Annotated in this window: 22 protein-coding genes and 1 pseudogene; 3 read left to right on the forward strand and 20 right to left on the reverse strand. The window is 44.6% G+C overall.

What is annotated here, in order from left to right:
- The first annotated feature begins 58 nt into the window (after positions 1-58).
- Complete coding sequence (locus JOC94_RS03335) at positions 59-511, forward strand: YueI family protein (RefSeq protein WP_077113226.1); 453 nt, start codon at positions 59-61, stop codon at positions 509-511.
- Here JOC94_RS03335 and JOC94_RS03340 read toward each other — a convergent pair.
- From JOC94_RS03340 to mce, 4 genes are read right to left on the reverse strand one after another with little or no spacing between them, the layout of a single operon-like run.
- Positions 506-1,708, reverse strand: coding sequence for a DNA polymerase IV (locus JOC94_RS03340; RefSeq protein ID WP_077113225.1), 1,203 nt, complete (start codon positions 1,706-1,708; stop codon positions 506-508). The two genes, JOC94_RS03335 and JOC94_RS03340, sit on opposite strands and share 6 nt — an antisense overlap.
- Before the next feature lie 12 nt (positions 1,709-1,720).
- The gene (locus JOC94_RS03345) at positions 1,721-2,851 is read right to left on the reverse strand and encodes a M20/M25/M40 family metallo-hydrolase (protein WP_077113224.1); all 1,131 of its coding nucleotides are present in this window, start codon (positions 2,849-2,851) and stop codon (positions 1,721-1,723) included.
- Positions 2,852-2,879: 28 nt separating this feature from the next.
- A complete protein-coding gene (locus JOC94_RS03350) occupies positions 2,880-4,430 on the reverse strand; it encodes an acyl-CoA carboxylase subunit beta (protein ID WP_205178644.1) in 1,551 nt (516 codons plus the stop codon).
- A complete protein-coding gene (gene mce / locus JOC94_RS03355; protein WP_077111306.1) occupies positions 4,431-4,844 on the reverse strand; it encodes a methylmalonyl-CoA epimerase in 414 nt (137 codons plus the stop codon).
- Between the two features lie 121 nt (positions 4,845-4,965).
- Here mce and prli42 point away from each other — a divergent pair, with 121 nt between their 5' ends.
- Positions 4,966-5,061: a stressosome-associated protein Prli42 gene (gene prli42 / locus JOC94_RS03360; protein WP_171973878.1), complete on the forward strand. Its 96-nt coding sequence runs from the start codon at positions 4,966-4,968 to the stop codon at positions 5,059-5,061.
- 37 nt (positions 5,062-5,098) lie between these two features.
- Here prli42 and JOC94_RS03365 read toward each other — a convergent pair whose 3' ends face one another.
- From JOC94_RS03365 to JOC94_RS03435, 15 genes and pseudogenes are all read right to left on the reverse strand, one after another.
- On the reverse strand, positions 5,099-5,602 hold the full coding sequence (locus JOC94_RS03365) for a L,D-transpeptidase (protein ID WP_077111307.1): 504 nt from the start codon (positions 5,600-5,602) through the stop codon (positions 5,099-5,101).
- Between the two features lie 486 nt (positions 5,603-6,088).
- Positions 6,089-6,526, reverse strand: coding sequence for a BrxA/BrxB family bacilliredoxin (locus JOC94_RS03370; RefSeq protein ID WP_077111309.1), 438 nt, complete (start codon positions 6,524-6,526; stop codon positions 6,089-6,091).
- A 207-nt stretch (positions 6,527-6,733) separates the two neighbouring features.
- Positions 6,734-7,777, reverse strand: coding sequence for a methylmalonyl Co-A mutase-associated GTPase MeaB (gene meaB / locus JOC94_RS03375; protein WP_083717466.1), 1,044 nt, complete (start codon positions 7,775-7,777; stop codon positions 6,734-6,736).
- Positions 7,749-9,920: a methylmalonyl-CoA mutase gene (gene scpA / locus JOC94_RS03380; protein ID WP_077111313.1), complete on the reverse strand. Its 2,172-nt coding sequence runs from the start codon at positions 9,918-9,920 to the stop codon at positions 7,749-7,751. The genes meaB and scpA overlap by 29 nt, the downstream gene beginning before the upstream one ends.
- Positions 9,913-11,766, reverse strand: a complete 1,854-nt coding sequence (locus tag JOC94_RS03385; RefSeq protein ID WP_077111314.1) for a methylmalonyl-CoA mutase family protein — start codon at positions 11,764-11,766, stop codon at positions 9,913-9,915. The genes scpA and JOC94_RS03385 overlap by 8 nt, the downstream gene beginning before the upstream one ends.
- Positions 11,767-12,059: 293 nt before the next feature.
- A complete protein-coding gene (locus JOC94_RS03390; RefSeq protein WP_077111316.1) occupies positions 12,060-12,449 on the reverse strand; it encodes a hypothetical protein in 390 nt (129 codons plus the stop codon).
- Positions 12,450-12,477: 28 nt separating this feature from the next.
- Positions 12,478-12,688 (reverse strand): annotated as a pseudogene (locus JOC94_RS03395) (helix-turn-helix transcriptional regulator).
- A 218-nt stretch (positions 12,689-12,906) separates the two neighbouring features.
- Positions 12,907-14,577 carry an acyl-CoA dehydrogenase family protein gene (locus JOC94_RS03400; RefSeq protein WP_077111318.1) on the reverse strand — a complete coding sequence of 557 codons (1,671 nt, stop codon included), beginning with the start codon at positions 14,575-14,577 and terminating at the stop codon, positions 12,907-12,909.
- Between the two features lie 27 nt (positions 14,578-14,604).
- Entirely contained in the window at positions 14,605-16,122 is a 1,518-nt protein-coding gene (locus JOC94_RS03405) for a class I adenylate-forming enzyme family protein (protein ID WP_077111319.1), read from the reverse strand.
- Entirely contained in the window at positions 16,119-16,508 is a 390-nt protein-coding gene (locus tag JOC94_RS03410) for a MerR family transcriptional regulator (RefSeq protein ID WP_077111321.1), read from the reverse strand. Before JOC94_RS03410 ends, JOC94_RS03405 begins: the two co-directional genes overlap by 4 nt.
- Positions 16,509-17,289: 781 nt before the next feature.
- A complete protein-coding gene (locus tag JOC94_RS03415; RefSeq protein WP_077111322.1) occupies positions 17,290-18,543 on the reverse strand; it encodes a dihydrolipoamide acetyltransferase family protein in 1,254 nt (417 codons plus the stop codon).
- A gap of 204 nt (positions 18,544-18,747) precedes the next feature.
- A complete protein-coding gene (locus JOC94_RS03420; RefSeq protein WP_077111324.1) occupies positions 18,748-19,731 on the reverse strand; it encodes an alpha-ketoacid dehydrogenase subunit beta in 984 nt (327 codons plus the stop codon).
- Positions 19,728-20,741 carry a thiamine pyrophosphate-dependent dehydrogenase E1 component subunit alpha gene (locus tag JOC94_RS03425; RefSeq protein ID WP_077111326.1) on the reverse strand — a complete coding sequence of 338 codons (1,014 nt, stop codon included), beginning with the start codon at positions 20,739-20,741 and terminating at the stop codon, positions 19,728-19,730. Before JOC94_RS03425 ends, JOC94_RS03420 begins: the two co-directional genes overlap by 4 nt.
- 21 nt (positions 20,742-20,762) lie before the next feature.
- Positions 20,763-22,187: a dihydrolipoyl dehydrogenase gene (lpdA, locus tag JOC94_RS03430; RefSeq protein ID WP_077111328.1), complete on the reverse strand. Its 1,425-nt coding sequence runs from the start codon at positions 22,185-22,187 to the stop codon at positions 20,763-20,765.
- 63 nt (positions 22,188-22,250) lie between these two features.
- On the reverse strand, positions 22,251-23,348 hold the full coding sequence (locus JOC94_RS03435) for a Leu/Phe/Val dehydrogenase (RefSeq protein WP_077111329.1): 1,098 nt from the start codon (positions 23,346-23,348) through the stop codon (positions 22,251-22,253).
- Positions 23,349-23,520: 172 nt separating this feature from the next.
- Here JOC94_RS03435 and JOC94_RS03440 point away from each other — a divergent pair, with 172 nt between their 5' ends.
- Positions 23,521-23,757 carry a DUF2627 domain-containing protein gene (locus JOC94_RS03440; protein ID WP_077111330.1) on the forward strand — a complete coding sequence of 79 codons (237 nt, stop codon included), beginning with the start codon at positions 23,521-23,523 and terminating at the stop codon, positions 23,755-23,757.
- Positions 23,758-23,811: 54 nt separating this feature from the next.
- Here JOC94_RS03440 and JOC94_RS03445 read toward each other — a convergent pair whose 3' ends face one another.
- On the reverse strand, positions 23,812-24,543 hold the full coding sequence (locus JOC94_RS03445) for a glycerophosphodiester phosphodiesterase (protein ID WP_077111331.1): 732 nt from the start codon (positions 24,541-24,543) through the stop codon (positions 23,812-23,814).
- Positions 24,544-24,603: the final 60 nt, after the last annotated feature.

Consider the following 24,603-nt stretch of genomic DNA (forward strand, 5'->3'; position numbering starts at 1 on the left):
CCATACATTGGCACTTGGGGCTCCCTGCCTGAATATATTATCGTGGAGGTGTTGCTCTTTGAAACGCGCAACAGTAGAGGACTATTTAGAAAAAGGAATGTATGGCCCGAAAGATACAAAACCGGAAGAAAGAAAGAAATTTCTCGGAACACTCAGGGAAAGGGTAATCGTCGCCCTCACCAAAAGCCAAGTCATGGAGCCGGGCGTATACCCGGAACTGATACAATGCATGAAAGAACACCCAAGTGCAATTTTACTACTAAACGGGGAGCTTAATTATTCTTTTCTCTCTGATTATGTGAAAGCGGCACGCGCACAAAACATCTCCTATTCAATCGTAAGTAACAAAGAGTTCCGCACAAATATCGGACTGGTGCTTGCCTATCCATATGCCATCGACAAGGAACATATTTATATTGCCAAAAAATCAAAAGAAGCTCTCAAACAACCAAAAAAGAAAAAAAGATTTTTCCTTTCTCTCATTAAAAAATGGTTGAGAAGAAGGTCATGACTCCTCTTTTTTCTGATCTATCCCCATTTTTATACTGGAGGGCCCATACTTTTTCGTTATTTCATCGATCACGTCATAGAGGGGCTCCTTTTTTGCTTCTCTTTCGTAGGAAAACAGATCAAGCTGTTCGAATGCTTGATCTGCTTTTATGACGTCCTGGCCGGTGACCCCCAACAGCCTGACCGGATTCCCATTCCAATGTTTGATGAACAGTGTTTTTGCCGCCTGGTAAACATCTCGGGCCGCAGAGACCGGGTTGGGCAATGTACAGCTTCTTGTGACCGTTTCCCAATTGTTATAGCGGATCATGATCGCTATATTGTTCGTCACGTATGATTTTCTTTTTAACCGGCTAGCGACTTTATTCGCAAGCTTCTTCAGAACGCCTAACAGTTCCGCTTGATTCGATATGTCTCTGGGCAGCGTCATCGAGTTTCCGACGCTTTTGTGGAGGGACATGGCCTCCGGATCCACTTTTCTTGTGTCTTCACCGTTTGCCCGCTCTTTCAATTGGATGCCCCGGATGCCGATCGCTGCTTGCAATTGCATGTCGTGTGCATGTGCAAGATCTTTGATCGTAAAAACTTTAATGGAAGCCAGTTTTTCCGCGGTTTTTTCGCCGATTCCGTGCATTTCGATGACGGGCAAAGGCCAAAGAACACTCGGTATATCTCTTTTCCGGAGGACCGTTATGCCAAGCGGCTTTTTCATGCCTGATGCCATTTTGGCCAAAAACTTATTGGGAGCAATACCAATGCTGCAAGGCAAGTCCAATTGATTCGTGATCTTCGTCTGAATTTTTTTGGCTATTTGCACGGGGGTTCCCAACTCATGGCAATGAGTAATGTCGATATAGCCTTCATCTATCGATACCGGCTCCACAAGCATGCTAAATGTGCGTAAAATATCAAACATCGCTTTGGATACAAGCCTGTACCTGTCAAAGTTCGGCTTTCTCACAATCAACTGCGGGCACAGCTTTTTCGCCTCCCAGATTGGCATCGGCGCTTTGACACCATATTTTCGGGCCTCATAGCTACATGTTACAACAATGCCTTTTCGCTGTTTCGCATCTCCGGCAATCGCGAGCGGCTTGCCTTTTAGGGATGGGTCGTATGCCATTTCAACCGATGCATAAAAACTGTTCATGTCGACATGTAAAATGACGCGACCTTTTTTTGGATAAAACTCCCTCATCTCCATCAGCTTTTAACAGGTTTCAGCCGCTTCTTGAACGATGGCCACAACCATTTCAGTCAGTTTTACCAGCTCCGTTATGGGCATCCGCTCATTCGTTGTATGAATTTCCTCGTAGCCAACCGCCAAGTTGACAGTGGGAATGCCAAATCCGGCAATCACATTGGCATCACTTCCACCGCCGCTCGTCAACAGTTTGGGCTCCCTGCCGATGCTTACCGCCGCTTTTTTAGCCACTTCTACAACATGGTCTCCGTCCGAATATTTAAAACCGGGATACATGATTTCAATGTCAACTTCCGCTTTTCCACCCATTTTTTCAGCGGTTGTTTCAAAAGCGCTTTTCATTTTTTCTGTTTGAGCAAGCATTTTTTCTTCCACAAGCGACCTGGCTTCAGCCAAAATATCTACCCGGTCCGCAACAATATTCGTCGCTTGTCCTCCTTCAAATCGCCCGATATTGGCAGTTGTTTCTTTGTCGATACGACCAAGAGGCATCTTGGCAATTGCTTTTGCGGCAATCGTGATAGCTGAAACCCCTTTTTCAGGCGCCACTCCGGCATGGGCTGTTTTTCCAAGGATAACGGCTTTTATTTTTGCCTGGGTAGGCGCAGCAACAATGATATTGCCGACTTTTTCATCACTGTCCAAAGCAAAGCCGTATTTTGCCTTGATACGCGTTGGATCCAACACTTTTGCGCCGACGAGACCGGATTCTTCCCCAACCGTAATAATAAATTGAATATCCCCATGGGGAATGTTGTTTTCTTTTAAAATCCGAATGGATTCCAGCATTGCCGCAAGCCCGGCTTTATCGTCCGCTCCAAGGATAGTTGTTCCATCAGTGACCACATACCCGTCTTGAACGGATGGTTTTACTCCATTGCCCGGCACAACTGTATCCATATGTGAAGTAAAATATATCGGATCTGCTTCATCCTTTGTTCCCCGTAACGTACAAATCAAGTTTCCGGCTCCATGGCCTGTCAGCTTTGCCGCATCGTCTTCAAACACCTTTACGCCCAGATCTTGAAACTTTTTAGTGAGCGCTTGGGCGATCGCGGATTCATTTTTCGTTTCCGAATCAATTTGGACCAACTCCATAAATTCATCCAGCAGCCGTTTTTCATTCACTTTTGTCATTAAAATGGCCTCCGTTTACTAGTTTATATTACAAAGGAATATTACCGTGTTTTTTCTTTGGCCTTTCTTCCCGTTTATTGCCGAGCATTTCCAGTGCTTGAACGATTTTGATGCGTGTTTCGCGCGGGTCGATGACATCGTCAACCATTCCCCTTGCCGCTGCCACATACGGATTGGCAAACTTCTCCTTGTATTCCGAAATCTTCTTGTTTCTCGTTTCTTCCGGATGATCACTTTGCTCGATTTCCCTGGCAAAAATAATGTTTGCTGCGCCTTGAGGGCCCATGACCGCAATTTCCGCATTCGGCCAGGCAAATACGAGATCGGCACCTATCGATTTACTGTTGAGCGCCACATAGGCACCACCATATGCCTTTCTTAAAATAACAGTAATTTTAGGAACCGTCGCCTCAGAGTAGGCGTATAAAATTTTGGCTCCGTGCCTAATGATTCCGCCGTGCTCCTGCTTTATCCCCGGGAAAAATCCAGTCACATCTTCAAATGTGATGATCGGAATATTGAATGAGTCGCAAAAGCGAATAAACCGCGCCGCTTTGTCCGATGAGTCAATATCAAGCCCTCCGGCCAGAAATTTCGGCTGGTTGCAAACAAGTCCCACCACTTTTCCACGAATCCTGGCAAAGCCAATGACAATATTTTTGGCAAACTCCTTTTGCACTTCAAAAAAAGTCCCTTCATCCACCACCTGGCTGATCACATTTCGGACGTCATAAGGTCTGATGGCATCATAGGGAACAGCATCAGCCAAATCCGGGCAATAATCATCCGATTCATCCCAAGCACTTTGAAGAGGTGCTTCTTCATTATTTTGAGGCAAGTAGGAAAGAAGCTGTCTCACCATTGACAAGACTTCCTCTTCGCTTTTTCCCCGGAAATGGGCATTTCCGCTAATCGTATTATGTACCTTTGATCCACCTAAATCCTCGGATGAAATCTGTTCACCTGTCACCGTTTCGATCACTTTTGGGCCGGTAATAAACATTTGGCTCGTCTTATCGACCATAAACACAAAATCAGTAATGGCTGGTGAGTAAACAGCACCACCGGCACACGGGCCCATAATCACGGAAATTTGCGGAATCACCCCTGAATAAATGGCGTTCCGATAAAAAACATGCCCGTAGCCATTAAGAGAGACGACTCCTTCTTGAATGCGGGCCCCCCCTGAATCATTTAACCCGATAAACGGCGCCCCGTTTTGGGCGGCAAGATCCATCGCCTTGGCGATTTTTTCACCATGCATCTCACCCAAAGCCCCGCCAAAAACTGTAAAATCCTGAGAAAAAAGGTACACGGGACGGCCATTGACTTTACCATATCCTGTAACAACACCATCTCCTGGATATTTTGTTTTCTCCAGGCCAAAATCAGATGAACGGTGTTCAGTAAAAGGGTTCAACTCTACGAATGTCCCGGGATCCAATAACAGCTCAATTCTTTCTCGTGCGGTCAACTTTCCTTTCTGATGCTGCTTTGCGATCCGTTCATCTCCCCCGCCAAGCTGTGCTGCCATGCGCCGATCATACAGTTCATTTATTTTATCGTATATATCAGCCATTTACCTCTCCCCCTGATCCTCTTTTTCACAAAGTTCATACAACACTCCATGCGCCGACTTAGGGTGCATAAAGGCAACAAGCGCTCCGCCGGCTCCCCTTCTGGGCGACTCGTCTATCATCCGAATCCCCTTCTCCTTCAAATCGTTAATACGCTCCTGAATCGAACTTACACCAAATGCGATATGATGAATTCCTTCACCGCGCTTTTTCAGAAATGTGGCAATGGGACCATCTTGATAAAGCGGTTCCAACAGTTCAATCTTAACATTATGGGCATCAAGAAACGCAACTTTCACCTTCTGGGACGCTACTTCTTCGATGGCCATACATTGGAGGCCGAGTTGTTCAGTGTAAAAAGGCAGGGCATCTTGAATCGATTGGACCGCTATTCCGATGTGGTCTACTTTATTCATTTCGCACCTCTCACATCATTTTTTTGTCCGAACATACTTTGGAAAAAAATCAACCATGCTTGTCTCAATGAGTCATAGGTTATAAAATAATATTAGAATAGGTTTCAAGGAGTGAAAACACTTGTCCAATAAAAAAGTCCAGCGTGTCATTATTTTTCTCATGCTGTTAGCCATGCTTACCACTACTGTTATGGCCGGGCTGTCATTCATGCTCTAATGAAAAACAAGGCCTGCACCTGGGGAGGCCTTGTGATTTATATTGCCCCGCTTTCGCGAGCAAGCTGTTCCATTGATTTGTCGGAATGAACGACCCAAATTTTTGTTCCGGCTTGCACCTTTTCGTATAACTCTTCAAGCGGTTTACGCCGCATGCGAATACAGCCTTGGGACACATACCTTCCGATTGAAGAAGGATCGTTTGTACCATGCAAACCATAGGTTCTACCGTCCGTACCCCATGCATCAAATCCAATCCAGCGGGAACCAAGCGGATTACGCGGATCTCCCCCAGGAATATTCTTTTTACGATAATATGGATTGACCGCTTTTACCTTAATCGTAAACAACCCTTCAGGAGTCAGCTCATTCCTTGCCCCTGTTGCCACTTTAGAAGACAAAACAATTTGTCCACGATCTACTAAAGCCAGTTCATTTGTTCTTTTATTGACAATTATGAGCGTATCTCCGGGTAACACTTCCGCCCCGAAAGGCCAAAAGATCGACCCTGCCAGTAAACACAAAACAAAAACCGCGCGCAAAAGCCTTCACCTTTTTTCTTTGCCAGCTCCGACGAACAGGACGTTCTAGTGCAGGTGATGCGACAGGACGTCGCTGATTGAACCTGCCGACGAACAGGACGTTCTAGTGCAGGTGATCCGGATGGACGCCACCGATGGAACCTGCCGACGGACAGGACGTCCTAGTGCAGATGATGCGGTAGACGCCGCTGGATTGAATCTGCCAACGGACAGGACGTCCTAGTGCAGATATGCGGCTGGACGCCGCTGGATTGAATCTGCCAACGGACAGGACGTCCTAGTGCAGATGATGCGGCAGACGCCGCTGGATTGAATCTGCCAACGGACAGTTCATTATCGGCAAAAGACGTTCCTCCCCTTTCGCAAACAGGTCGAGAACGCCTGTCGCGAATTCGGGGTGCGCCAGCCTAGACGCCGATGAACGAGGAGCTCACGCTTTTTTGTTAGTTTGCGCTGATGGTGAAGACTCATGCATCTTTACTAAAATCAAACTTCATCACAATATTGATCAAAATAGCTTTGAAGTTTGTTGACAACAGACATTGGGTCGTGGCCTTCAATTTCGTGACGCTCAACCATCGTGCAAACTTTCCCGTCCTTAAGCAATGCAAAAGACGGAGAAGAAGGCGGATAATCGGTAAAATAACTTCTTGCTTTTGCAGTAGCCTCTTTATCTTGTCCTGCAAAAACTGTTACAAGATGGTCAGGGCGCTTATCGTAATGAATGGCGTGGGCAGCAGCCGGACGAGCCACTCCTCCCGCACAGCCGCATACGGAATTAATCATAACCAACGTTGTACCTTTTCGGCCAAGCGCTTTTTCCACATCTTCAGGGGTTCTTAGTTGCTCATAACCTGCTTGTTCCATTTCTTCACGCGCTCTTTGAACTACATCATTCATAAATATATTAAAATCCATACTCATTTTTGTCGCTCCTTTTTGGGGGTTTCTATTGCCTATCATAACAATTCGTTCAATATTTTTTCAACTGCTGAAACTTTTGGTTTAATTTTTTGTAAAGCGGGTAAGATATAAATACATCTAGATCCATACCCCTAAACTCCCTAGATGTCTTTTGGACAGCAAGCCGCTGTCCGTTTTTTATTGGAGGAGCGAACAGTTGAGCTTATCCTATTTTCCATTAAAAACAGTAAAAAGTTGATCGCAGGCTTTTTTAACCGTTATTTCTTCACTCATCACTTGATGCTCCATTTTTGGCAACAGTTTTTTTATCTCCGCATGCTCAAAGAAGAGCTTTTGCAGCCGTGCATCAATGAGCGAGTACAACCAGTCTTTTGCCTGCTTTTTTCGTCTGCTTTCAAAAACACCTGATGACTTCGTCTCTTTTGCAAATTGTTGAATGATCTCCCATACATCTTCCATTCCGGTCCCCTTTAATGAAGAACACGGAAGCGCCCGTGGAGTCCAGCCGTTGGTTGGAGATTGAACGAAGTGCAACATTTGCTTAAATTCTCTTGCTGTTTTCTTGGCAAGTTCCACATTATCCCCGTCCGCTTTATTGACTATAATAGCATCAACGAGTTCCATGATGCCTTTTTTCATACCTTGAAGCTCGTCTCCCGCCCCGGTAATCGCAAGCATCATGAAAAAATCAACCATTCCCCTTACAATTCCTTCACTTTGCCCGACACCGACCGTCTCAACCAGAATGACATCATACCCTGCCGCTTCACAGACAAGGATCGTTTCCCGAGTTTTACGGTGTACACCGCCAAGTGTGCCTTCGGAAGGCGAGGGGCGAATAAAAGCGTTGGGATGTTTGGACAGTTGTTCCATCCTTGTTTTATCCCCCAGAATGCTTCCTCCCCGAATCGCTGAGCTGGGATCAACCGCCAACACGGCTACACGATGGCCCAGCTCGCACAGCATGAGACCAAATGCTTCAATAAAAGTGCTTTTACCTGCCCCTGGCACACCCGTAATCCCGATTCTGATCGAATTTCCAGTATGGGGAAGCAGACGCTGGAGCAGTTCGCCAGCCGATCTTTCATGGCGGGGCGCATTGCTTTCAATTAACGTAATGGCCTTTGAAAGAAACATCCGGTCACGGTCAAGTACCTTGTTGCAGTACTCATCCACATTTGGTTCCAGTTGGCTTCGCTTGATAAATTTTCTATATTTCCGCTCATCCATCGATCTCGACCACTTCCTCATATCCAAGACGCCTGTAAATTTCCTCGATTACTTTTTGAGCGGCCACTGGTATGACCGTACCCGGTCCAAAAATCGCGGATGCCCCCTGCTTTTTGAGAAACTCGTAGTCCCCTGGTGGAATGACTCCGCCAATGACAACAACGATATCCCCTCTCCCCAACTTATTTAATTCCTCTACCAGCTTGGGCAGAAGTGTTTTATGGCCGGCAGCCAATGAACTGACACCGATCACATGAACGTCGTTTTCTGCCGCTTGTTTGGCTGTTTCCTCCGGTGTTTGAAACAATGGACCGATGTCTACATCAAAACCAAGGTCTGCAAAGGCGGTCGCGATCACTTTTGCCCCGCGGTCATGTCCGTCCTGTCCCATTTTGGCGATCAGTATGCGTGGTCTTCGCCCTTCATTTTCCAGGAATTCATCAGCCATTTTTTTGACGACCCTGATTTCTTCTTCATTAGAATAATGGGAGCTGTAAACGCCAGATACCGAGCGGATCACCGCTTTATGCCTGCCACAAGCTTTTTCAATGGCTCCTGAGATTTCACCGAGGGTTGCTCTTGCCCGGGCGGCTTCCACGGCAAGCTCAAGCAAGTTGGCATCGTTTTTTTCCGCGCATTCGGTTAACATGCGTAAAGCCGCTTGGACTTTTTCTTCAGATCGATTTTGTTTTAACTGCTGAATGCGCTCAAGCTGTCTTCTTCGTACTTCTTCATTATCAATGTCCAATATGTCAATTTCTTCTTCTTCGTCGATTGGATAGTGGTTAACACCGATAATCGTTTCTTTCTTTGAATCGATATAGGCTTGCCTTCTTGCTGCGGCTTCTTCAATTCTCATTTTCGGAAGACCGGTCTCGATTGCTTTCGTCATGCCGCCCAAATCTTCTATCTCGTTGATATGTTGCCACGCCCGATCCATAAGCTCCTGGGTGAGAGATTCGACATAATAAGAACCGCCCCAAGGATCAATGACATTTGTAATACCCGTTTCCTCCTGCAAAAACAATTGCGTATTCCGGGCGATCCGCGCCGAAAAGTCTGTCGGCAAGGCGATTGCCTCATCAAGCGCATTTGTATGGAGGGATTGGGTATGCCCCATCACTGCTGCGTGAGCTTCAATTAACGTCCTGATGACATTGTTAAAAGGATCCTGCTCCGTTAGACTCCATCCGGACGTTTGACTGTGTGTCCTTAACGCCAATGATTTCGGATTTTTCGGTTGAAACGGACTCATAAGCTGGGCCCACATCGTTCTGGCGGCCCGCAACTTTGCCACTTCCATAAAATAATTCATCCCAATGCCCCAGAAAAACGAAAGGCGCGGTGCAAAGGAATCAATATCCAAGCCCGCTTGAAGGCCTGTTCTTACGTACTCCAAACCATCCGCAAGCGTATAGGCAAGTTCAATGTCCGCGGGAGCACCGGCTTCCTGCATATGGTAGCCGGAAATCGAGATGCTGTTGAATTTGGGCATATGCTTGGACGTATACTCAAAAATATCTCCGATAATTCTCATGGACATGTCGGGTGGATAAATATATGTGTTCCGCACCATATATTCTTTTAAAATATCATTTTGGATCGTTCCGGCAAGCTGCTCTTTTTTGACCCCCTGCTCCTCCGCCGTTACGATATAAAAAGCCATGATCGGCAAAACCGCACCGTTCATCGTCATCGATACCGACATTTGATCGAGTGGAATTCCGTCGAACAATATTTTCATATCAAGAATGGAATCAATGGCAACTCCCGCTTTTCCCACATCGCCTTCCACCCGTGGATGGTCTGAATCATATCCGCGGTGCGTCGCCAGATCAAAAGCCACCGACAAGCCTTTTTGACCCATCGCTAAATTCCGCCGGTAAAAGGCGTTGCTTTCTTCGGCGGTGGAAAATCCGGCATATTGCCTAACCGTCCAAGGGCGATTCACGTACATGGTTGGATAAGGTCCTCTTGTATAAGGAGCTATCCCGGGCATCGTGTCCACAAATCGCAATCCGGCCAGATCCTCTTTTGTATATAAAGGCTTCACTTTAATATGCTCATTTGTTTCAAAAGCATTTTCAATACTGAATGTTTCAGCCGTAGTATTTTCATATTGAAATATTGGCTGAATGGTTTGGAATTCCGGTTTTTTATCCATTGATCTCATCCTCCCAGCTGCTGAGGAGCCCGGACAGTTTTTCGTACATATTTTGGCCCGAATAAAGGGTTCCGTCCAATCCGAGTGCTGCCAGTTCTTCATTTGCATAACGCCCTGCTATGTCTACGTGGACACCCGGAATGTGCTCCTTCAACCAATGCGCTATTTGGGCGGCCAATCGCTGATACATGGCGTCCGACCCACAAAGACAGTAGTATTTATACTGTTTCTTTTTAATAAAGGCCTTCATATCGTCAAGCGAATGACAGTCATTGCTCCATTGCGCCCGGATGCCGGCTGCGGCAAGCACCCCGTCTGCAAAATCGGCACGCGGCTTATATTCTTTTAATGGCCCCAGACCTATAAGGCCCACTTCAGGTAAAAAGCCTTTGTTGGCCAGATTTTTCGTCCTTTTTCTTATATTTTCAAAGCTTTGGGAAAGCCGCAGTCTTGGCAGTAGTTCCACACGCATGGAGTCGCAATCCGTTCCAAGATTTTTTCGCGAAAGCGGTTCTTCCACATTTTCAGTACTAACGGCATATACATTTACGCCAATGATGGATTGTTTCCGGGTCTCCGAATCTTTTAGTCTTTGATGTGCTGTTTCTTTTATTTGTTTTTGTAGCCAGCCTGATTGTAGAGACTCCGTGATGCCTCCGTTTTTATCAATCTCCAAAAAGAAAGCCCAGCCTTTTTCAACCAAACCCTTTGTTAGCGACTCGATATAATAGGAGCCTCCTGAAGGATCAGCCACTTTATCCAGATATGATTCATGTTTCAGCAGCAATTGCGTATTTCTGGCTATTCTCTCCGAAAAGCTGTTCCATTCGGTTGTCACATAGTCAAAAGGAGCGACATGCAAAAAGTCAACGCCCCCAACGACCGCCGAAAACGCTTCACTACCGGCCCGGAGCATATTCACATACGGATCAATGGCAGACTTCGTGAACTCCGAGGTTTCGGCGCTGACAAGAACCTTATTCTGATCATTTGACATTCCATATGCACCCGAAAGCGTTTTCCATAACATCCGAAATGCGCGGAGTTTCGCGATTTCTATAAAAAATTGGCTGCCAATGGCAAAGTTAAAGAGCAATTTACTAGCTGTTTTTTCCGGCGGCCAGCCAATCTCTTTCATCTTTTCTAGATAAAATACAGCAGTTGCCAAAGCAGTCCCCAATTCCTGAACCGCGTTCCCGCCGCCCGCATTGTATGGTTCCACATCAACCAAGATCGTTTTTATTTCAGGGTATTGTTCATCCAGTTCTTGAACAGCAGACAGCCAGCTATCCATTTCTTCTCCCTGAATATTGACTAATCGGCCTGCCTGAAGGTGGGAACTGATTATATCAGTGGCTACAGCCCCGAAAATGCCGCCCCCCTTATATTCCAAAAGCTTTCTGGCAATCAAAGGATAGTTTGATTTTGACAAAACAAATAAAGGTGCTTGATGTAAAGCAATCATGTCATTTAATGCTGTAAAACTGAGTTCTTCCATATTGTTTAATTGATCAGGATCGAAAGAAATCGTATCCTGTCCACGTTGACGCGCCAAACCGATTTGTTTTTTCAACTCATTCCAATCGGAATGAGCGATTCTTTGGGAGATGCGCCATCTTTGGCGCTCTGCGGCATGAAATCCCCGCACATAAGAACCTTCGCCCGGATATTGATCTACGCATACAGCATCTGCTTTGGTGTACAAGGGATTCAATGTAATGCCTTCATACGTTTTTTTGTAAAGATGGCCGATCGTATCTTTTTTAAGTGATTTTTTGGCCGCTTCCACCCATTCTTCCCGGCCGGCTTTTTGAAATCTCGTATTTCTTGCCTGTTCCGTATTCATGCAGCTCTTCCTTTCCCATGCCATCATTGATTACGCCAGAAAATCATGTTGTATACTATCTATATTAGTATAATTGACACAATCAGACAACTCGCTCATTTTGTTATATAACAGATTTTTGAAGCAATCACGTTATTGTTTGCAAAACATGATACTGTGGCTTGATAGATTTTATGATATGGGGAAGGATGCACGAATTCTTTAAAATGATTTCGCCTTTTCGAAAAGGCCTTCGACTTCAATTATGCTTCAGTCAACTTTTTCCGTTTTTAATGATGCTTTCCTATTGCCAGTTACGATCTTTTGATGAAAAAAACCCCAATCGCTGTAACCCAAATATATGAAAAGAATATGATCCATAAGTAAAAAATGGAAACCGATTCATTGCCTAAAAGGGTGAGAACTGCCACAGCTATAAATATAATAGCTAGGGCAATGTGTGACGCATATGAAAAAAACCGGAAAACATTGTGAATAACCCGTTCATCTGCTTCAGGAAGGTTATTTTTTTTGCTCCTTTGCTTCACCACTTGGATCACTGTTAAAATGATCGCTGCTATGAAACCACCTGTAAACACTTCATAAGGAAATTCTCCCTGAAAATAATAAACAAGAAACGAGCTGAGAACAGCACCTGTAAATGTACAAACAATGATAAAAAATGGGGTCCACTTTTCTAACAACGCCCCCCATTTTTTCTATCTTTTACATTCATTCGTCATCCTCCTCCAAAATAAAGATTTCTTCAATGGGCATATTAAAATAGGCGATTATTTTTAACGCTAACCCTAAACTGGGATTATACTTGTTTTTTTCAATAGCATTTATTGTTTGACGTGTCACTTGTAAATCTTCCGCCATTTTCATTTGAGTGATGCCTTTTTTTTTGGCGAATTTCTCGAATATGATTTATCACCCTCATGATCAATCCCCCATCGGAATGTAAAGTTATCTTTACATTCGCAATAGCAAAAAACCAAGTCAGTGTAAAGATACCTTTACATTCACTTGGTCTTTTCATGGGATTGCCGTACGCTTTACCGATACTTGCAAGCTTGAAGTTGTTCTCCATTATAGAATAGGGTCAACGGGAGTCTAAAATATCTTCATTTCCGTTTTGAATGGATTCCCCTGCTGCCGCTACAAAGCAATCACTTCCTGAAACTTTGCCAATTCAACAGGGTTTTGCTGAAATTCATCTTGCTTCCATACGGAACGCAAGTAAATCTCTGAAATGGCTTCTTGCCGCTCATCTCCTTGAGCACAGGATTCGAGGGCTATGACACTTTCAAAAAGAATAGCCATCCTTTCCGCCAATGCTTTGCAATAAAATGTTTGTAAATGGCTATTAAGCTCTCTTACCTGTTCAACTTTTTTTAATAAGTCTTCTATTTGTCTTTCCATTAACGGAATCCAAGTGGCTATTGGGTGGACGATTTTCTTTTTAATGTCCGACAACTTCCTTCTCATTTCTCCCGCAAATATTTGATCAGCCTCATATTTCATGATTAAACGCAACACTTCAAGACCAAGGATGTTTGCAGTACCTTCCCAAACAGTCAACACCTGTGCGTCACGTAGCAGCCTCGGTGTTACGAAGTCTTCAATATACCCATTTCCACCGTGTATTTCAATGGCTTCATGTGCAAAGCGGATCGCCTGTTCAGCTGTTTCCTGTTTCATAATAGCCACATATAATCGGAATAATATTTTGTCTCTTTGCGAAGCCTGATCTTTTGTTTCCAGTCCCATCACGACATCCATACGCTTGATTACTTCAAAAATAGCCTGTAATTCTATCTCTTGCTTAGCAGTCATTTGACTTAGCGTACATTGGATCATAGGATATGAGGTTAAACGGTTGCCAAACGCCTCCCGCCTGTATGCATAATTTTTTGCTTCCCGCAACGCCCGGCGCATGATTCCGACAGACGCAACAGCGTTGGACACCCTCGAAAGATTCAAGGCTTCGATCATATAAGAAAACCCTTTATCTTCTTTCCCGACTAAATAGCCGATCGCTTTATTAAATTCCACCTCCCCCGAAGGGACTGCCCTTACCCCAAGCTTATCTTTTAAACGGCGGATTCTTAGCCGCCCTTGGGCTCTATTTTCTTCCCAAGGAATTAGGAACAGGCTTAATCCTTTCGTTCCGGCCGGCGTACCGTCCAATCGGCCTAATACCATCGCAATTCCGCACACACCGGCATTGCTTGCAAAATACTTTTCTCCGGTAATGAGATAAGAATCACCGGCTTTCACCGCTTTCAATTCGTTTGCGCCCACATCAGACCCACCTTGACGCTCTGTTAAAAAAGTCGCCCCTTCATACAACTCCACTTCGCCGGTTGAAATGACATGCGGTAAATAGGTTGATTTCAATGGTTCCGAAGCATAATGGTCGATCAAATATGCGGTGGCTTTTGTAAGAGTCACAGGGCAGGCCAAACCCGGTTCAGCTTGTGAAAGTAAGTATTTCAGCGCATAGGAATAGCCGTAATTTCCCTTTATTCCTAATTCCGGAATCTCTTTGTGGATATAGCCGACAACGCCGGTACGATACGTCTCTTTAACAGATTTTTTATATCCTTCATTCAGCCAAACCTTTGAAGCTTCATTTCCCATTTTGTCATAATTAATCAGTTTTGGCGCCCCATCCCGGTCGGAATGAATAGCCCGGATATCAATGCTTCCGGCACATAAAGCACCGTAATCTTCTAATTCCTTGTCTGCCCAATGAAAAAAATCAGGTGGCAGTAAACTCTTTAACAGCCTCTTTAAAATGGGATCTTCTTTGTAAAAATTTTCCATTAGCCCACCCCCATGGTGAATTATTGATTACAAGCTTTTTTCATACGTCTCCCGAAGTTGTTTCTTTAATAACTTGCCAGTAGCGTTTCTTGGTAGCGCTTCCAACAATTCATATCGCTTTGGAATTTTATAGTCGGCTATTTTTCCTTGTAAAAATTCCGTGCACTCAGCGGCTAAATCGGCAAAAGGTTCCTTGGCAACAATGAATGCCTTAACGGTTTCGCCCCAGTCTGGATTGGGTACCCCCACGACAGCGACATCAGCCACTTTCGGATGGATGATCAGTATTTTTTCTATTTCCTGCGGATATATATTGACACCGCCAGAAATAATGATATCTTTTTTACGGTCGATCACCCAATAAAAGCCGTCATCATCCTGCTTTGCCATATCACCCGTATAGAGCCATCCATCCTTTACAACCTCTTTCGTTTTTCCCTCATCTTCGTAGTACCCCTTCATTGTTCCTGCCCCACGAAGAATAATTTCACCAACTTCACCTCGTTGAACATCTTTCCCCTGATCATCCACCAAACGGATTTCACAATGTAACGCAGCTCTTTTGCCAATGCTTCCCGACTTTCTCTTATGATCATCAAATCCTAAAATTGTCCCATTGGGCCCCGCCTCGGTCAGACCGTATACACAAGTGAAATTCTCCGTGCCAAATTGAGCTTGGACACGGGCTATCTCTTTCTCGGACAATGGTGCTCCGCCGTATACCCAATATTGCATCGATGAAAGATCATACTTATATATTTCTGGATGCCTTGAACTGGCAAGATATGCAATAGGTGCGCCAAAAAAATGCGTTGTCTGCTCACGCTGAACGGTTTCCAGCAATAATTCCGGTGTAAACGATGGAACGAGTACATGTGTGGCACCCACATACGTCCCCGCCATAAGAAATAAATGGAGCGGGGCTGAATGGCTTAACGGCATCATGTGAAGAATTCTGCTTTCTGGCTTTAAGCACATTTCCACACTGATAGTGACAGCAACCGTCAAGATGTTGCGATAAGTAAAAAGCACTCCTTTTGGTTCCCCGGTTGTTCCAGATGTATACAGTATGGATGCTTCATCATCTTCCGACAAACCGCATTCGATATCATCAGGTGACCCTTCGGCAATCAGCGAGTCCAAAGATAGCCAGCCACCAACCGTCTCACCTGTTTTTATGCATAAAAGGCCTGTTTCCGGGAGCCCGCTTACCTGTTCAAAAAGCATATGATGTGTGATAAAAACACTCGCTTCGCAATGCCCCAATATATAATCGATTTCCCGGCGAACAAGCTTTGGATGAACGGGAACGGTAATCGCGCCAATTCGCTGGACAGCAAAATATGCATATAAAAACTCTTTCACGTTCGGCAAATGCAAGATGACTTTATCGCCCGGTTTAACCCCGATATTTCGCAAACTATGGGCGAGCTGATTCACCTGGCGGTTCCATTCCGAATATGTAATTCGTTCTTCAGGTGTTACGATCCCTTCGTGATTCGGATACTTTCCTGACATAACCGCCAGCAAATTGGGTATATTCATCTTTCGCTGCACTCCAATTCTTTTAATTTTTTTTGAAACATCACAAGTAATTGCTCCATTTCCCCACGAATTTCTTCCAGCTCTGCTATTCGTTCATTCACCTCCATGATTTTTTCCTCGCCATACTCGATCGTTCGTTTCAACTGTTTTTTTTCAGTTCGATCTATTTGGAATAATTCAAGCATTTCGCGAATTTCTTCCAGTTGAAAGCCATATTTTTTCCCGCGAAATATAAGCTGCAGGCGTATTTTCTCTCTTTTTGAAAAAATCCGCCGCCCGTTCTCCCTTCTTTTTGGTGCAAGCAAACCGATCTCTTCATAGTAACGTATCGTTCTGGTCGAAATATTAAATTGTTTGGCAAGCTCCGAAATAGAATATGTTTCCATATCCCCCACCTTTGCAAGAAATTCTGATAGTAACATTGTAGCATTGACGTTAACGTAAACATCAACCTATATTTTGTTTTTTCCGAAAAAATAAGCTCAATAGAAGAGGCTAGGACACAACTAAATCAGCTGATGAAAAAACGAACCATAAAGTGAAACTTCAATCAGTAGGCGTTTTCTTCCTCTCCTACTGAATGTTGGTTGAACCAATCGGGCATTTAGGTGCCGTTTTCTCACACTTGGACCTTTTGTATTCACTCAAGATTTTGAAGTAGTGTATATGGCACCTTACATGCCGGATCAAGTGAAACTTCATTCAGTAGGGCTCCTACTGAATGTTAGTTGAACCAATCGAGCATTTAGGTGCCGTTTTCTCACACTTAGACCTTTTGTATTCACTCAAGATTTTGAAGTGGTGTATATGGCACCTTACATGCCGGATCAATGGTCCCTGTGTATAATGCGCAAGCTTTTAGCGTCGTCAACATATGTAGAATAGCTCGAGATGAAGATCCCGCAGGAAAAGCGACCTTTGCTTTCCAAGGATGTTGAAGAGACCTGCGGAAAGCGAAATATGTTGACGTAGCGATGATAGGGATTTTTTTACACTATAAGAGAGTATAAAATGTTTATGGATTATAGTATAAGAAAAACGATGGCTTTCGCTAAAAGATTGGCGACAAGCCAAGTTTTTCTCAACACAAATAAACCGAACAATTATAAATGAATTGTTCGGCTTTTGCTATTTCGTATTTGCTTATGTCCCAAACTCGAAAAATCTTTAATATACTGAAGTATTTTCTTTCGACATATTTTCCAAAATTTCCTTAACACGCTTTAAAAAACGGCCGCAAACGAGCCCGTCAAGAATCCGGTGATCCAGTGACAAACACATATTGACCATGTCACGGATAGCAATGGCATTGTTGCTTATGACAATCGGCCGCTTTACAATCGATTCAATCTGCAAGATCGCTGCCTGCGGATAATTAATGATCCCCATAGACTGGACAGAGCCGAATGACCCTGTATTATTCACTGTAAAAGTGCCGCCTTCCACATCTTCTTTTTGTAAGGCGCCGGTTCTCGCTTTGACAGCCAGCTCATGAATCTCTTTGGCAATTCCTTTAATTGATTGTTCGTCTGCATGTTTTATGACCGGGACAAATAACGAATCTTCACTTGCGACAGCAATGGAAAGATTGATGTCTTTTTTCTGGACGATTTTGTCTCCGGCCCACATGGAATTCATCATTGGAAACTCTTTTAACGCTTGGGCAACAGCTTTGACAAAAAACGCAAAATAAGTAAGGTTGAATCCTTCCTGGCGTTTAAAATCTTCTTTTATAGCGTCCCTGTACTTGACAAGATCTGTTACATCCGCCTCGATCATCATCCAGGCATGCGGAATTTCTTGCTTGCTGCGCACCATATTTGCGGCAATCGCCTTTCTAATGCCGGTAACAGGAATGTCAACATCCCCAGTGGAATGCGGTATTGCGGTTTTTTGCAAGAAAGGCTCTTTTGTCGCTTCTCCGCTTTTTGGAATGTTGCCGGAATCGATCAATCTTTGCAAGTCCTTGCGGGTAATCCTGCCGTCTCTACCGCTTCCTGTCACTTGGGACAAATCAATGTTATATTCCTGGGACATCCGGACAACTGCAGGAGAATAACGCGCTTTGGCTCTTTGCTTTTTCGGTTTCTTTTCGTCCGCAGTGTTTTGAGGAGAGGAGGTGTCTTGCTTGGCAACAGAAGGGGCACTTTCGGCCTCTGGCTTGTTTTTAGCGCCTCCACCTTCTGTTTCAATTGTGCATATAACTTCCCCGACAGCAAGTGTTTCATCTTCCTCGGCAATCAGTTCTTTAATCGTTCCTGTAAACGAAGAAGGGATTTCGGCATTCACTTTATCTGTCAATACTTCAGCAATCGGATCATATTTATTGACGTGATCCCCCGGTTTGACGAGCCATTTGCTGATTGTTCCTTCAGTGACGCTTTCACCCAACTGCGGCATTGTAATATTTTTCAAAGCCAAAATGAACCAGCTCCCTTTATGCTTGATTTTCGAGTCAAGCCCCAACCAATTTCCGCATCGGCATCATTACCGTCCGGATTTTGAATTTGTTTGACAATAAGCCCGGTGAAAAATGTGCAACATCCGCCGGAAGCTTAATAGTATTTCTCTGCTAAGTAGCGGCCCTCCCCCATTAAAAATGGTAGGGGCTACTATATTGAATACTTAAAAATCTGCAAGCTCCCGCATCGCTTTTTCGACTTTGTCAGGGTTGACCATAAAATACTTTTCCATTGTCGGCGCGTAAGGCATAGCTGGAACATCCGGGCCAGCAAGCCTCTTTATTGGAGCATCCAGATCAAAAAGACAATGCTCGGAGATAATTGCTGCCACTTCGCTCATGATGCTGCCTTCTTTATTATCTTCCGTTACAAGCAGAACTTTTCCCGTTTTGGATGCAGCATCAATAATGGCTTGCTTATCTAGCGGATAAACTGTTCGCAAATCCAAAATATGAGTTTCAATACCGTCTTGCGCCAAACGTTCGGCAGCCTGAAGCGCAAAATGGACACATAATCCGTATGTGATGACCGTAATGTCATCTCCTTCACGTTTCACATCTGCTTTTCCGATAGGCACGATGTACTCCTCTTCCGGCACATGCCCTTTAATGAGCCTGTATGCCCGTTTATGTTCAAAAAACAGCACCGGATCCTCGTCGCGGATGGCTGCCTTCAACAAACCTTTCACATCATATGGGGTTGAAGGCATGACGATCTTCAAGCCAGGCTGATTCGCAAAAATGGCTTCCACCGATTGGGAATGATAAAGCGCGCCGTGCACTCCCCCTCCGTATGGAGCGCGAATGACAATCGGACAGTTCCAATCATTGTTCGATCTGTACCTGATACGGGCGGCTTCGGATATAATTTGATTGATGGCAGGCATAATAAAATCAGCGAACTGCATCTCGGCAACCGGCCTGTATCCGTACATGGCAGCACCGATTCCGACGCCGGCAATCGCTGATTCGGCAAGGGGCGTATCAATGACCCGTTCTTCTCCGAACTGCTCATACAACCCTTGGGTTGCTTTAAACACCCCGCCCTTTCTCCCGACATCTTCACCAAGCACGAATACTTTATCGTCCCGCTCCATCTCTTCTTTCAGCGCCATCGTTACTGCTTCAATATAAGAGATTACCGTCATAAAAGTTCCCCCTGCTCCCCTTCGTAATACACATACTTCAAGGCGTGTTCCGGGGCTGCATACGGAGCTTCTTCCGCATAATCCGTCGCCTCGTTCACCTGTTTCATGACCCGATCGTTGATTTCTTTTTCCATTTCATCTGTCATGACGCCACTTTCTTTTAAGTAAGCTCCAAACAAAATAATCGGGTCTTGGCTTTTCGCCTTTGCGACCTCGTCTGGAGACCGATAAAAGCGATCATCATCATCTGATGAATGTGCAGTAAGCCTGTTGCACATCGTTTCAATCAATGTCGGGCCTTCTCCTCTCATGCACCGTTCTCTCGCTTCCTTGATAACCTTGTACACTTCAAGAGGGTCATTGCCATCGACTGTGATTCCCGGCATGCCGTATCCAACTGCGCGATCCGATACTTTTTCACAAGCGAGCTGTTTTTCAACCGGAACTGAAATGGCATATTTGTTGTTTTCACACATGAAAATAACAGGGAGTTTATGAACCCCTGCGAAATTGGCTCCTTCATGGAAATCACCTTGGTTTGATGAGCCTTCTCCAAACGTAACAAAAGCAACAAGATCTTTTTTATCCATACGCGCAGCAAGCGCCACGCCAACAGCGTGGGGAACTTGTGTTGTAACAGGCGACGATCCTGTCACGATCCTGTTTTTCTTTTGCCCAAAATGTCCGGGCATTTGCCGTCCTCCCGAATTGGGATCTTCCGCTTTGGCAAAAGCGGAAAGGAGTACTTCCTTTGGTGTCATGCCAAATGATAATACGGCGGCAAGATCCCGATAGTAAGGAAGTATGTAATCTTGCTGACGATCAAGCGCGAAAGCCGCCCCCACTTGAGCCGCTTCCTGGCCTTGGCATGAAATGACGAACGGAATCTTTCCGGAACGATTCAAGAGCCACATCCGCTCATCAATCCGCCGGGCGAGCACCATTACCTCATACATGTTCAATACTTCCTGATCACTTAATCCGAGTTCTTTATGACGATTTTTTGCCATTTATTTTCCCCCCCGTGTAATTTATGAATGGATAGCCTGTCCGTCAACAGCAAGGGCGGCTTCTCCGATCGCTTCGCTTAATGACGGGTGTGGATGGATGGAGTTTGCGACCTCCCATGGCGTTGCATCCAGGATTCGCGCAAGCCCGGCTTCCGATATCATATCCGTTGCATGAGGGCCAATGATATGTATTCCCAAAATATCATTCGTCTTTACGTCGGCGATTATTTTTACAAATCCGTCCGTGTCGCCATACACAAGTGCCTTTCCAATTGCTTTGAATGAAACATTTCCTGTTTTGACTTGATGTCCCAGCTCCTTGGCCTCTTCTTCCGTTAAGCCGACACTTGCTATTTCCGGATTGCTGTAAACACATCTCGGCACGTCTTTATATTGAATAGGTGATGGGTCTTGGCGCGTAATATGCTCGACAGCCTTTATTCCCTCATAAGAAGCCACATGAGCAAGCTGGAGCCCCCCAATCACATCTCCAATCGCATAAATATGCGATTCCTTCGTTTGGTAGTTTTTATTCACTTTAATAAATCCGTTGTCAAGCTCGATATCTGTATTTTGCAGACCGAGATTTTCCGTATTTGGCCGGCGTCCTACGGAAACGAGTATTTTTTCGGCCGCAAAAGTCTGCTCCTCTCCCTTGACAATGGCAGAAATGGCGATCGAACCATTCATTTTTTGTATTGTTTCAGGAAGGACCTTGGCATTGGCAACTACCTTGACCTTCTTTTTCTTTAAAATTCTTTGCATTTCTTTGGAAATATCACGATCCTCATTAGGCAAAATGCGGTCTGCATATTCCATAATGGTTACTCCCAACCCAAAATCCGATAGCATGGAAGCCCATTCGATGCCGAGCACTCCTCCGCCAATAATTAAAACAGACTTTGGAAGCTGCTTTAATTCCAGTGCTTCATCAGACGTTAAAACAGATGTACCGTCGATGTCCAGCCCCGGCAAAGATTTTGGTCGCGACCCGGAGGCAATGATGACATTTTTCGGAATAAGCATTTCATTTTCTTCACCACTGTCCATTTCCACTGAAACAGTGCCCGGCAGTGGAGAAAAAATGGAAGGGCCCAAAATTCTGCCGATACCATGATAAACATCAATTTTTCCCTTTTTCATTAAATGCTGCACACCTTTGTACAGCGTGGCGATAATACCATTTTTTCTTTCTTGCGCTTTTGCAAAATTCAAATGGACACTTTCAGCAGTCACGCCAAAGTCCTCACTTCGTTTAGCTGTTGCATATACTTCTGCGGTGCGAAGCAGCGCTTTACTCGGAATGCAACCTTTATGCAAACATGTGCCGCCGATCCGGTCTTTTTCCACAAGTGCCGTTTTGAGACCCAACTGTGAAGCGCGGATGGCAGCAACATATCCCCCTGTACCCCCGCCGATAATAACGAGGTCATACTCTTTTGCCATTTCTTACCTCCTCATACCCCATTTTCAGACATGACACTCATAACTTTTCCTAAAAAAACTTGTCTAAATCCGGTGATGGAGAATGTGCTTATCATTTAATAAAAACTGACTTCTGGAATTTTTTAGCTTTTCTATTCTTTCTTCGGCCATGCGATCAGCCGCCATATATGTAGGGATGTTATCCCGTTTTGAGATCATGATCACTTTCTCAACATTGTTGTATATCGTTTCCACCTTCTTTAACGCCCGCTCTTTATTATATCCGTAAAGTTCATCCGCCACATTAATGACCCCACCGGCGTTAATGACATAATCAGGGGCGTAAACGATCCCCTTTTCATGTATGATGTCGCCGTGCCTATTTTCTTTTAACTGATTGTTTGCGGAACCAGCAATGACTTTTACCTTTAATTGCGGGATTGTATCATCATTAATCACGGCTCCAAGGGCACAAGGAGAAAAAATGTCTGCCTCTACTCCATAGATATCACTCGGATCAGCAGTATTTGCGTCAAAAGCTTCTACTGCGCGATTTACAGCCTCCTTATTAATATCCGTCACAACAAGACGGGCACCTTCTTCGTGCAAGTAACGGCATAGCTCAAAGGCAACATTGCCGACACCTTGGACAGCCACTGTTCGGCCCTCTAACGAATCTGTTCCAAATGCCTCTTTGGCAGCTGCTTTCATTCCGACATAGCAGCCATAGGCGGTGACCGGGGACGGATTTCCGGACGAACCGAATGCCGGAGAAATTCCGGTAACAAAATTCGTTTCTTCATGGATGAGATCCATATCTTGGACAGATGTTCCAACGTCTTCTGCCGTGATATAGCGCCCGTTTAATCCTTGTATGTATCGCCCAAAAGCCCTGAACATCTCTTCATTTTTGTCTTTTTTCGGATCACCCATGATCACAGCTTTTCCGCCACCCAGGCTTAAGCCGGCTGCTGCATTTTTATAAGTCATTCCCCTTGCGAGCCGCAATGCATCCTGAATGGCCGCTTCTTCACTATCGTATGTCCACATTCTTGTGCCGCCAAGGGCGGGACCCAAAGTAGTGTCATGAATAGCTATAATGGCCTTTAACCCAGACTGCTCATCATGGCAAAATACCAATTGTTCATAGTCATGCTCTGCCAGGTTTTGAAATATGTTCACCGGACAACCCCCCACTTTCTTATTTATGAAGTTGCTTATTGAAGCCGTCTGCCGACTGTACTGGAAATATGAATGAGACTTATCATCATTGATTGTAACGAAAAGCTCGGTGCTTGACAAATGTTACCGATAGGATATGATTTTTTTGAAGTATTTTTTCAAGGAGATGTATATGGCACGAATTATTGCACTTATTATATTATTGCTCCCAGGGATTTTGGCTGGCTATGGCATCAAATTGATGAGGGATATGCTGTTCGGAATTTTACAGTCTCCTTTTCCGAGTTTGGGGATTCAATTTCTTGCCGGGCTTGTTTTTTTTATTGTCGGCTTAGGTTTTATAGGAGGTTTTATTTTACATCGGGACCGAAAAAGAAATAAGGTACAGGAACGCTTCAAAAAAAGATAACCTATACAGCCGGCAACTTTACCTAATAAAAGATCTGCAGTATATGCAGACCTTTTATGGGTATTGATTCCTGATTCGATATGCCTTTTTCGGATAATCTGTTATAATGGCCGAACAATTGATGGCAAATAGCTTTCTCATATCTTTTTCTTTATTGACCGTGTAAGGCCGAACCGCAATCCCGCAATCCATGGCTGCCTCTATGTCTTCAGGGGAAATGCATTTGAAATTTGGATGAATGCCGCTTGCCTGGAGCGTCCGGGCATAATCCCACGGTCGAAAAAGAACTTCTTTATACAGCGGAGCCGTTTGGATATCAGGCGCCAATTGGATACAATGAACGAGTGAATTGTGGTTAAAGGAAGAAATGATGACCCGCCCTTCCAAGCAAAATTCCCTGATAAGACTAATCACCTTTTCTTCCAAACCTTTATAAGCCTTTACGTTATTTTTCAACTCCACATTGCATATAAGGCCATTCCCTTCCAGCCATTCAAACACTTCCCGCAAAGAAGGAATGCGTGCGGCTTTTTTAAAAAAATGGGTAGAATGAAAATTCGCTTTTAATTTCCGGAGCTGTTCAAAAGTAAAATCTTTTACATAGCCACTGCCATTTGTCGTTCTGTCGACAGTTAGATCATGTATGACGACAATTTCTCCATCCGCCGCCAGTTGGACATCCAATTCAATCCCGTCTGCCCCCGCCTTTTCCGCGGCAATAAAAGCTTCCATCGTATTTTCCGGGTGAGTGCCCGCAGATCCTCGATGTGCTAGTATGTATGTCATCTGCTTACCACCTCAAAGGGTCTACACCCTCATGATTTTTTAAAATGTTATAAAGAAGAA

Origin of the sequence: Siminovitchia thermophila (assembly GCF_016909185.1) — a bacterium.
Taxonomy (GTDB): Bacteria; Bacillota; Bacilli; order Bacillales; family Bacillaceae_C; genus Siminovitchia; species Siminovitchia thermophila.

What these genes read in the sequence shown, in the direction of transcription:
- JOC94_RS03420 (WP_077111324.1), bottom strand. Translation starts at nt 19,731, where the DNA reads ATGACGGTAATCTCTTATATTGAAGCAGTAACGATGGCGCTGAAAGAA.
- mce (WP_077111306.1), bottom strand. Translation starts at nt 4,844, where the DNA reads ATGAATAAAGTAGACCACATCGGAATAGCGGTCCAATCGATTCAAGAT.
- JOC94_RS03445 (WP_077111331.1), bottom strand. Translation starts at nt 24,543, where the DNA reads ATGACATACATACTAGCACATCGAGGATCTGCGGGCACTCACCCGGAA.
- JOC94_RS03385 (WP_077111314.1), bottom strand. Translation starts at nt 11,766, where the DNA reads ATGAATACGGAACAGGCAAGAAATACGAGATTTCAAAAAGCCGGCCGG.
- lpdA (WP_077111328.1), bottom strand. Translation starts at nt 22,187, where the DNA reads ATGGCAAAAGAGTATGACCTCGTTATTATCGGCGGGGGTACAGGGGGA.
- JOC94_RS03400 (WP_077111318.1), bottom strand. Translation starts at nt 14,577, where the DNA reads ATGGAAAATTTTTACAAAGAAGATCCCATTTTAAAGAGGCTGTTAAAG.
- JOC94_RS03345 (WP_077113224.1), bottom strand. Translation starts at nt 2,851, where the DNA reads ATGACAAAAGTGAATGAAAAACGGCTGCTGGATGAATTTATGGAGTTG.
- JOC94_RS03410 (WP_077111321.1), bottom strand. Translation starts at nt 16,508, where the DNA reads ATGGAAACATATTCTATTTCGGAGCTTGCCAAACAATTTAATATTTCG.
- JOC94_RS03425 (WP_077111326.1), bottom strand. Translation starts at nt 20,741, where the DNA reads ATGGCAAAAAATCGTCATAAAGAACTCGGATTAAGTGATCAGGAAGTA.
- JOC94_RS03370 (WP_077111309.1), bottom strand. Translation starts at nt 6,526, where the DNA reads ATGAGTATGGATTTTAATATATTTATGAATGATGTAGTTCAAAGAGCG.
- meaB (WP_083717466.1), bottom strand. Translation starts at nt 7,777, where the DNA reads ATGAGGAAGTGGTCGAGATCGATGGATGAGCGGAAATATAGAAAATTT.
- JOC94_RS03405 (WP_077111319.1), bottom strand. Translation starts at nt 16,122, where the DNA reads ATGAATATACCCAATTTGCTGGCGGTTATGTCAGGAAAGTATCCGAAT.
- JOC94_RS03340 (WP_077113225.1), bottom strand. Translation starts at nt 1,708, where the DNA reads ATGAGGGAGTTTTATCCAAAAAAAGGTCGCGTCATTTTACATGTCGAC.
- JOC94_RS03350 (WP_205178644.1), bottom strand. Translation starts at nt 4,430, where the DNA reads ATGGCTGATATATACGATAAAATAAATGAACTGTATGATCGGCGCATG.
- JOC94_RS03440 (WP_077111330.1), top strand. Translation starts at nt 23,521, where the DNA reads ATGGCACGAATTATTGCACTTATTATATTATTGCTCCCAGGGATTTTG.
- scpA (WP_077111313.1), bottom strand. Translation starts at nt 9,920, where the DNA reads ATGGATAAAAAACCGGAATTCCAAACCATTCAGCCAATATTTCAATAT.